Here is a 9,510-nt window from a genome sequence, read left to right as displayed (position 1 = left end):
CACAAGAAAAGGGGGGAGGAGGGGGGGGGGGGCCGCGCCCCCACCCAAACCGCGGGGGGGGGGGGGGGGGGGGGGGCCCCCCCCCCCCCCCCCCCCCCCCGCTCCTGTCAGTGGCAGCCGATAGCCTGGCGTACGTCAAAGATCACCGTCCACGGACCGCAACCATCGATTGAGGACCCCGACGGCGATCAGCCAGATCCGCGAGAGCGGCGGCGGTCCGGCCGCGAAGGGGTGCACGTGCGCGTACTGGGGGTGGACCCGGGGCTGACCCGCTGCGGGGTCGGTGTCGTGGAGGGCGTCGCGGGCCGGCCGCTCACCATGATCGGCGTCGGCGTCGTCCGCACGCCCGCGGACGCCGACCTCGGCCACCGCCTCGTCGCCGTCGAGCAGGGCATCGAGCGGTGGCTGGACGAGCACCGGCCTCAGTACGTCGCCGTGGAGCGCGTCTTCAGCCAGCACAACGTCCGTACGGTGATGGGCACCGCACAGGCCAGCGCCGTCGCCATCCTGTGCGCGTCCCGCCGCGGCATCCCGGTCGCCCTGCACACCCCCAGCGAGGTCAAGGCCGCCGTCACCGGCAGCGGACGCGCCGACAAGGCGCAGGTCGGTGCCATGGTCACCCGTCTGCTGCGGCTCGCCGCGCCTCCCAAGCCCGCCGACGCCGCCGACGCCCTGGCGCTCGCCATCTGCCACATCTGGCGCGCCCCCGCGCAGAACCGGCTGCAGCAGGCCGTGGCCCTGCACGCATCGAAAGCCCCGCGGACTCCGCAGGTCCCGACCGCACCGAAAGGCCGTACGTCATGATCGCCTTCGTCAGCGGCACGGTCGCCGCCCTCGCCCCCGACGCCGCGGTGGTCGAGGTCGGCGGCGTCGGCATGGCCGTCCAGTGCACGCCGAACACGCTCTCCACCCTCCGGATCGGCAAGCCCGCCAAACTCGCCACCTCGCTCGTCGTCCGCGAGGACTCGCTCACTCTGTACGGCTTCGCGGACGACGACGAGCGCCAGGTCTTCCAGCTGCTCCAGACCGCGAGCGGCGTCGGCCCCCGGCTGGCCCAGGCGATGCTCGCCGTGCACAACCCCGACGCCCTGCGCAGAGCCGTCTCCACCGGCGACGAGAAGGCGCTCACCGCGGTCCCGGGCATCGGGAAGAAGGGCGCTCAGAAGCTGCTCCTGGAGCTGAAGGACCGCCTCGGCGAACCCGTCGGGGCCCCCGCCGTCGGAGCGCCGGTCAGCGCCGGCTGGCGCGACCAGCTGCACGCGGCCCTGATCGGCCTCGGGTACGCGACCCGCGAGGCCGACGAGGCCGTCACCGCCGTGGCGCCCCAGGCGGAGGCCGCCGGAAGCACCCCCCAGGTGGGGCAGCTCCTGAAGGCGGCCCTGCAGACACTGAACCGCGCCCGATAGACCGTACCGAGAGCCGAGGCACACCTGATGAACTGGGACGACACGACCGACACGGACGCCGCGGGCGAACGGCTGGTGGGTGCGTCCGCCGACGGCGAGGACCAGGCCGTGGAGGCCGCCCTGCGCCCCAAGGACCTGGGCGAGTTCATCGGCCAGGAGAAGGTCCGCGAACAGCTCGACCTCGTGCTGCGCGCCGCACGCGCGCGCGGGGCGACCGCGGACCACGTGCTGCTCTCCGGCGCCCCGGGCCTGGGCAAGACCACCCTCTCGATGATCATCGCGGCCGAGATGGAAGCCCCCATCCGCATCACCTCCGGCCCCGCCATCCAGCACGCCGGCGACCTCGCGGCCATCCTCTCCTCCCTCCAGGAGGGCGAGGTCCTCTTCCTCGACGAGATCCACCGCATGTCGCGGCCCGCGGAGGAGATGCTCTACATGGCGATGGAGGACTTCCGCGTCGACGTCATCGTCGGCAAGGGCCCGGGCGCCACCGCCATCCCCCTGGAGCTGCCGCCCTTCACCCTGGTCGGCGCCACCACGCGCGCGGGGCTGCTGCCGCCGCCGCTGCGCGACCGCTTCGGTTTCACCGCGCACATGGAGTTCTACGGACCGGCCGAACTGGAACGCGTCGTCCACCGCTCTGCGGGCCTGCTCGACGTCGGGATCGACACCGCCGGAGCCGCCGAGATCGCCGGCCGCTCCCGCGGCACCCCCCGCATCGCCAACCGCCTGCTGCGCCGGGTCCGCGACTACGCCCAGGTGAAGGCCGACGGCCTGGTCACCCGGGAGATCGCGGCGGCCGCCCTCGCGGTCTACGAGGTCGACGCCCGGGGCCTGGACCGGCTGGACCGGGGTGTTCTGGAAGCGCTCCTCAAGCTGTTCGGCGGCGGACCGGTCGGCCTGTCCACGCTCGCCGTAGCCGTGGGGGAGGAGCGTGAGACAGTGGAAGAGGTCGCCGAACCCTTCCTCGTACGGGAGGGCCTGCTCGCCCGCACCCCACGGGGACGGGTCGCGACCCCCGCCGCGTGGGCGCATCTCGGCCTCACCCCGCCGGGTTCCCGGAGTTCCGGAAAGGGACAACAGGACTTGTTCGGGGCGTGACCATCCCGTCACGAGGAGGACATTCGCCGGAGCAGGAACCCCGGTGCCATGCTGAGCGTTGTTCCATGCGCGCGGAACCGCTTAGACTCCGCCGATGCCGCCCTTGTCGGCGGCGCACACACCCCCAACCATCAGGCCGCTCACCATCGCGGTCGTGTGAAGGAAGTACCGACCCGTGAGTCTCGTGACCCTCCTCCCGTTCATCGTGCTCATCGGGGCCATGTTCCTGATGACCCGGTCGGCGAAGAAGAAGCAGCAGCAGGCCGCCGACATGCGGAACCAGATGCAGCCCGGTTCCGGAGTCCGCACCATCGGGGGCATGTACGCCACGGTCAAGGAGGTCAGCGAGGACACGGTCCTCCTCGACGCCGGTCCGGGCGTCGAGCTGCTCTTCGCCAAGAACTCCATCGGTGCCGTCCTCACCGACGACGAGTACAACCGCATCGTCCACGGCATCGAGCACGACCTGAAGTCCGACACCGACGTCGTTCCGGACGATGCCTCCTCCCTCACCGAGACCGACGCCTCCGACGCCGACGCCGCCGCCTCCTCGGACGACCGGCCCGTCGACCTCGGCAAGAAGGATGCGGACGACGAGCCGGCCGGCGAGCCGGCGGTCGACGCCGCGTCCGCCGAGGCGAAGACGGACGAGCAGCCGAAGAAGTCCGACGGCGGTTCCGAGGCGAAGTAGCCGTGCTCCGGGGGCGCGGGCTCTGCTCGCGCCCCCGTGCGACGCGCGGCTCACACGGATGCCGACACCAGGTGATGGCCGCCGGTGACGCCTACCCGGCGCGAAGCGGCATGAGAGGGAGTACACAAAGGTGGCAGCACTTAAAAAGGGAAAGAACGCGAGCGCCCAGAGTAAGCCCGGGCGCTCGCTGGCCCTGATCGTGATCGCCATTGTGGCGCTCACAGGAGGCATGTTCGCCTCCGGACACACGACTCCGCGTCTCGGCATCGACCTGGCCGGCGGCACGAGCATCACGCTCCGGGCCGTGCCCGAGGCCGGCCAGGAGTCGGCGATCAACAAGACCAACATGGACACGGCCGTCGAGATCATGGAACGCCGTGTCAACGGGCTCGGCGTCCAGGAGTCCGAGGTTCAGACCCAGGGCGACCGGAACATCATCGTCAACATTCCCAAGGGGACGAACTCCGAGGAAGCCCGGGAGCAGGTGGGCACGACGGCGAAGCTCTACTTCCGCCCGGTCCTCACCACCGAGCTGTCCGGCACCGCCGCGACGGGCAGCCCCTCGCCGAGCGCCACCGGTGGCGCCACGGACAAGGCCACCGACGAGGCGACCGACAAGGCCACCGAGAAGGGCGAGGCGAGTGCGTCGCCGTCCGGCTCCCCCTCGGCGAGCGCCACGTCCCAGGGCCGTGCCCTCACCGACGCCCTGAAGGCCGACCCCAGTCCCTCCGCCACGGCATCCGACGACGCGTCGGCTTCCGCGAGCGCCCCCGCGGACGACGCCGACGGCAAGCTCCAGGCCCAGTACGCGGCACTGGACTGCACCGACGAGGCGGCCCGGGCCAAGGTCGGCGAAGGAACGAAGCCGAGCGACTCGACGCTCGCCTGCGGTCAGAACGCGCAGGGTCAGTGGCAGAAGTACATCCTCGGCCCCGCCGCGGTCGACGGTACGGACGTCGACGAGTCCGAGGCCGTCTACAACACGCAGACCGCCGCCGGCTGGACCGTCACGATGAAGTTCACGGACGGTGGCGCCAAGAAGTTCGCCGACATCACCGGCAAGCTCGCGCAGAACCAGTCCCCGCAGAACCAGTTCGCCATCGTCCTGGACAACGAGGTCGTCTCCGACCCGTACGTGAGCCAGGCGCTCACCGGCGGCAGCGCGGAGATCTCCGGCAGCTTCGGCCAGGAAGAGGCCCAGGGCCTCGCCAACATGCTCTCCTACGGCGCCCTGCCGCTGACCTTCGAGGAGGACAGCGTCACCACCGTCACCGCCGCGCTCGGCGGTGAGCAGCTCGAGGCAGGCCTCATCGCCGGCGCGATCGGCCTCGCCCTGGTCATCCTCTACCTGCTGGTCTACTACCGCGGTCTGTCGTTCATCGCCATCGCCTCGCTGTTCGTCTCCGCGGGCCTCACCTACGTGATCATGTCGCTGCTCGGTCCGACCATCGGCTTCGCGCTGAACCTGCCGGCCGTGTGCGGTGCCATCGTCGCCATCGGCATCACCGCGGACTCGTTCATCGTCTACTTCGAACGCGTCCGCGACGAGATCCGCGAGGGCCGGTCGCTGCGTCCCGCGGTCGAGCGGGGCTGGCCGCGCGCCCGGCGGACCATCCTGGTCTCCGACTTCGTCTCCTTCCTCGCCGCCGCGGTGCTCTTCGCCGTCACGGTCGGCAAGGTGCAGGGCTTCGCGTTCACGCTCGGTCTGACCACGCTGCTCGACGTGGTGGTGGTGTTCCTCTTCACCAAGCCGCTGCTGACGCTGATGGCCCGCCGCAAGTTCTTCGCGAGCGGTCACAAGTGGTCCGGTCTCGACCCGAAGAGCCTGGGCGCCAAGCCGCCGCTGCGCCGCACCCGCCGCCCCGTCCGTCCCGCCGGCCACGTCGACCCGAAGGAGGCGTGAGATGGGAAAGCTCGGCAACCTCGGCGCCCGACTGCACCACGGTGAGATCGGTTACGACTTCGTCAAGAACCGCAAGCTCTGGTACGGCATCTCCATCCTCATCACCATCACGGCCATCGTCGGCCTGGCGGTGCGCGGCCTGCACATGGGCATCGAGTTCCAGGGCGGCGCGGTCTTCACCACCCCGAAGAACATGAGCGTCTCGGTCTCCCAGGCCGAGACCTACGCGGAAGAGGCCTCCGGCCACGACGCGATCGTCCAGAAACTCGGCGACGGCAGCCTCCGCATCCAGATCTCGGGCACCGACACCGCCAAGTCGGACGCGATCAAGGACCAGCTCTCGAAGGACCTGGACGTCCCGGCGGAGAAGATCAACGCCGACCTGGTCGGCCCGAGCTGGGGTGACCAGATCGCGAACAAGGCCTGGCAGGGCCTCGGGATCTTCATGGTCCTCGTGGTGATCTACCTGGCCATCGCGTTCGAGTGGCGCATGGCGGTCGCCGCGTTCGTCGCGCTGGTCCACGACATCACCATCACGGTCGGCATCTACGCCCTCGTCGGCTTCGAGGTCACGCCGGGCACGGTGATCGGTCTGCTGACCATCCTCGGTTACTCGCTCTACGACACGGTCGTCGTCTTCGACAGTCTCAAGGAGCAGACGAAGGACATCACCAAACAGACCCGCTGGACCTACGGCGAGATCGCCAACCGTTCGATCAACAGCACGCTGGTCCGTTCCATCAACACCACGGTGGTCGCCCTGCTGCCGGTCGGCGGTCTGCTGTTCATCGGCGGCGGTGTCCTCGGCGCGGGCATGCTCAACGACATCTCGCTGTCGCTGTTCGTCGGCCTGGCCGCGGGCGCGTACTCGTCGATCTTCATCGCCACGCCGCTCGTCGCCGACCTCAAGGAGGCCGAGCCGCAGATGAAGGCCCTCAAGAAGCGCGTGCTCGCCAAGCGGGCCCAGGCGGCGGCCAAGGGTGAGCCGGCGGAGAACGCCTTCGACGACGAGCGGTACGCCGACGACGAGGCCGACGAGGCCGACGACGCGGCCGCCGCGGTCGTGGGCCCCCGCAACCAGCCCGCGTCCCGTACCAGGGGCCGCGGCCGACCCTCGGGGAAGCGCCGATGACCGGAACGACCGACATCACGGAACTGCTGCTCAGCCGTATCCGGGACGTGGCCGACTACCCCGAGCCGGGCGTGGTGTTCAAGGACATCACCCCGCTCCTGGCCGACCCCGCCGCCTTCACCGCCCTGACCGACGCGCTCGCCGAGGTCGCCGGGCGCACCGGCGCCACCAAGGTCGTCGGTCTGGAGGCCCGCGGCTTCATCCTCGGCGCCCCGGTGGCGCTGAGGGCGGGCCTCGGTTTCATCCCTGTACGCAAGGCGGGCAAGCTCCCCGGAGCCACCCTCAGCCAGGCGTACGACCTGGAGTACGGTTCGGCCGAGATCGAGGTGCACGCAGAGGACCTCACCGCCGGGGACCGGGTGCTGGTCGTCGACGACGTCCTGGCCACCGGCGGTACGGCGGAGGCCTCCCTGGAGCTCATCCGCCGGGCCGGCGCGCAGGTCGCCGGCGTCGCCGTCCTGATGGAGCTGGGCTTTCTCGGCGGGCGGGCCCGTCTGGAGCCCGCCCTGGCCGGGGCGCCGCTGAAGGCGCTGCTCACGGTCTGACAGCTCTCGTCGCACGGCGGAGGCGGGCCCGGAAGGAATTCCGGCGCCCGCCTCACGCGTTTCTCTGGTTGACGGCCCTCACAGCGGCCTGAAGGCGATCCTGGAGCGCGGGATCGCTACCATGGGGTTTCCGGAGCCTGACCGGGGGACCCGGATCGCGCACGAGGAGTCCTCTTGCCAGACGAGGCCCAGCCACTGACCGCCGCAAAGCCCGAGTCGGCCTCGGCGCCCGCGGCGAAGCCCGCCCCGAGCGCGCCGCAGGCGAAGAACGACACCCGCGGGCCGATACAGCATGCCCCGGCAGGGCCCGTCGACAAGCCTGCCGAGCAGCAGCCGCGTCCCAAGCCGATCCCGTCCGAGCGCGACCGGAACGCGCCCGTGGTCCGCGCGCCCGGACAGCCCGCCCGGTCCGGCTCCTCCAACCGCGTCCGCGCCCGTCTGGCCCGCCTCGGCGTGCAGCGCGCCAACCCGTACAACCCGGTCCTGGAGCCCTTGCTGCGGATAGTGCGCAGCAACGACCCCAAGATCGAGACGGCCACCCTGCGCCAGATCGAGCGCGCCTACCAGGTCGCCGAACGCTGGCACCGCGGCCAGAAGCGCAAGAGCGGCGACCCGTACATCACGCACCCGCTGGCCGTCACCACCATCCTCGCCGAGCTGGGCATGGACCCGGCCACGCTGATGGCAGGACTGCTGCACGACACCGTCGAGGACACCGAGTACGGCCTGGAGGACCTGCGCCGCGACTTCGGCGACGTGGTCACCCTCCTCGTCGACGGCGTCACCAAGCTGGACAAGGTCAAGTTCGGTGAGGCGGCGCAGGCCGAGACCGTGCGCAAGATGGTCGTCGCGATGGCGAAGGACCCGCGCGTCCTGGTCATCAAGCTCGCCGACCGCCTGCACAACATGCGCACCATGCGCTACCTCAAGCGTGAGAAGCAGGAGAAGAAGGCGCGCGAGACCCTGGAGATCTACGCGCCGCTCGCCCACCGGCTGGGCATGAACACCATCAAGTGGGAGCTGGAGGACCTCGCCTTCGCGATCCTCTACCCCAAGATGTACGACGAGATCGTCCGCCTGGTCGCCGAGCGCGCCCCCAAGCGCGACGAGTACCTCGCCATCGTGACCGACGAGGTCCAGCAGGACCTGCGCGCGGCCCGCATCAAGGCGACCGTCACCGGCCGGCCCAAGCACTACTACAGCGTCTACCAGAAGATGATCGTCCGCGGCCGTGACTTCGCGGAGATCTACGACCTGGTGGGCATCCGCGTCCTCGTGGACACCGTCCGCGACTGCTACGCGGCGCTCGGCACCGTGCACGCGCGTTGGAACCCGGTCCCCGGCCGGTTCAAGGACTACATCGCGATGCCCAAGTTCAACATGTACCAGTCGCTGCACACGACGGTCATCGGGCCCAACGGCAAGCCGGTCGAGCTGCAGATCCGCACCTTCGACATGCACCGCCGCGCCGAGTACGGCATCGCCGCGCACTGGAAGTACAAGCAGGAGGCCGTCGCCGGCGCCTCCAAGGTCCGCACCGACGCGCCCAGGTCGTCCGGCAAGGGCAAGGACGACCACCTCAACGACATGGCGTGGCTGCGGCAGCTGCTGGACTGGCAGAAGGAGACCGAGGACCCCGGCGAGTTCCTGGAGTCCCTGCGCTTCGACCTCTCCCGCAACGAGGTCTTCGTCTTCACCCCCAAGGGCGACGTCATAGCGCTCCCCGCGAGTGCCACCCCCGTCGACTTCGCGTACGCGGTGCACACCGAGGTCGGCCACCGCACCATAGGGGCACGGGTCAACGGCCGCCTCGTCCCGCTGGAGTCCACCCTGGACAACGGCGACCTGGTGGAGGTCTTCACGTCCAAGGCGGCCGGCGCGGGCCCCTCCCGCGACTGGCTCGGCTTCGTGAAGTCGCCGCGCGCCCGCAACAAGATCCGGGCCTGGTTCTCCAAGGAGCGCCGCGACGAGGCGATCGAGCAGGGCAAGGACGCCATCGTCCGCGCCATGCGCAAGCAGAACCTGCCGATCCAGCGGATCCTGACCGGCGACTCCCTGGTCACGCTGGCCCACGAGATGCGGTACTCGGACATCTCCGCGCTGTACGCGGCGATCGGCGAGGGCCATGTCTCCGCGCAGAACATCGTGCAGAAGCTGGTGCAGGCGCTCGGCGGCGAGGAGGCCGCCACCGAGGAGATCGACGAGTCGGTACCGCCGGCCCGCGGTCGCGGCCGCAAACGCCGCACCAATGCCGACCCGGGCGTCGTCGTCAAGGGCGTCGAGGACGTGTGGATCAAGCTGGCCCGCTGCTGTACGCCCGTCCCCGGTGACCCCATCATCGGCTTCGTCACCCGGGGCAGCGGCGTATCCGTCCACCGCAGCGACTGTGTGAACGTGGACTCGCTCTCCCGGGAACCCGAGCGCATCCTCGAGGTCGAGTGGGCCCCCAGCCAGTCCTCCGTCTTCCTGGTCGCCATCCAGGTGGAGGCCCTGGACCGCTCCCGGCTCCTCTCGGACGTCACCCGTGTGCTGTCCGACCAGCACGTCAACATCCTCTCCGCGGCCGTGCAGACCTCCCGCGACCGCGTCGCCACCTCCCGCTTCACCTTCGAGATGGGCGACCCGAAGCACCTCGGGCACGTCCTGAAGGCCGTACGGGGCGTCGAGGGCGTGTACGACGTGTACCGGGTGACGTCGGCGCGCAGGCCGTCGTAGCGGCCCGCACAGGCGCA

General features: G+C 70.5%; 8 protein-coding genes. All 8 read left to right on the top strand.

The genetic code is table 11. The features are described 5' to 3' along the window. Window positions 1-237 precede the first annotated feature (237 nt). The 8 genes from ruvC (at window position 238) to relA (ending at window position 9,493) form a co-directional block, all read left to right on the top strand. Window positions 238-804: a crossover junction endodeoxyribonuclease RuvC gene (gene ruvC, locus ACZ7G3_RS26925; protein WP_470928580.1), complete on the top strand. Its 567-nt coding sequence runs from the start codon at window positions 238-240 to the stop codon at window positions 802-804. After that, on the top strand, window positions 801-1,406 hold the full coding sequence (gene ruvA / locus ACZ7G3_RS26920) for a Holliday junction branch migration protein RuvA (RefSeq protein ID WP_470928579.1): 606 nt from the start codon (window positions 801-803) through the stop codon (window positions 1,404-1,406). Before ruvC ends, ruvA begins: the two co-directional genes overlap by 4 nt. Window positions 1,407-1,433: 27 nt before the next feature. After that, window positions 1,434-2,507, top strand: a complete 1,074-nt coding sequence (gene ruvB / locus ACZ7G3_RS26915; protein ID WP_470928578.1) for a Holliday junction branch migration DNA helicase RuvB — start codon at window positions 1,434-1,436, stop codon at window positions 2,505-2,507. 175 nt (window positions 2,508-2,682) lie between these two features. Beyond that, a complete protein-coding gene (yajC, locus tag ACZ7G3_RS26910; protein ID WP_426600794.1) occupies window positions 2,683-3,198 on the top strand; it encodes a preprotein translocase subunit YajC in 516 nt (171 codons plus the stop codon). Between the two features lie 130 nt (window positions 3,199-3,328). Next, the gene (secD, locus tag ACZ7G3_RS26905; RefSeq protein ID WP_470928577.1) at window positions 3,329-5,101 is read left to right on the top strand and encodes a protein translocase subunit SecD; all 1,773 of its coding nucleotides are present in this window, start codon (window positions 3,329-3,331) and stop codon (window positions 5,099-5,101) included. Window position 5,102: 1 nt separating this feature from the next. Beyond that, complete coding sequence (gene secF / locus ACZ7G3_RS26900; RefSeq protein WP_470928576.1) at window positions 5,103-6,233, top strand: protein translocase subunit SecF; 1,131 nt, start codon at window positions 5,103-5,105, stop codon at window positions 6,231-6,233. Beyond that, on the top strand, window positions 6,230-6,778 hold the full coding sequence (locus ACZ7G3_RS26895; protein WP_470928575.1) for an adenine phosphoribosyltransferase: 549 nt from the start codon (window positions 6,230-6,232) through the stop codon (window positions 6,776-6,778). Before secF ends, ACZ7G3_RS26895 begins: the two co-directional genes overlap by 4 nt. A 174-nt stretch (window positions 6,779-6,952) precedes the next feature. Then, a complete protein-coding gene (relA, locus tag ACZ7G3_RS26890; protein WP_426518841.1) occupies window positions 6,953-9,493 on the top strand; it encodes a GTP pyrophosphokinase in 2,541 nt (846 codons plus the stop codon). Window positions 9,494-9,510: the final 17 nt, after the last annotated feature.

This window comes from Streptomyces sp. NPDC037271 (assembly GCF_055603605.1).
Note: the sequence above shows the minus strand (reverse complement) of the source record. Positions and strands in the feature narration are given on the sequence as shown.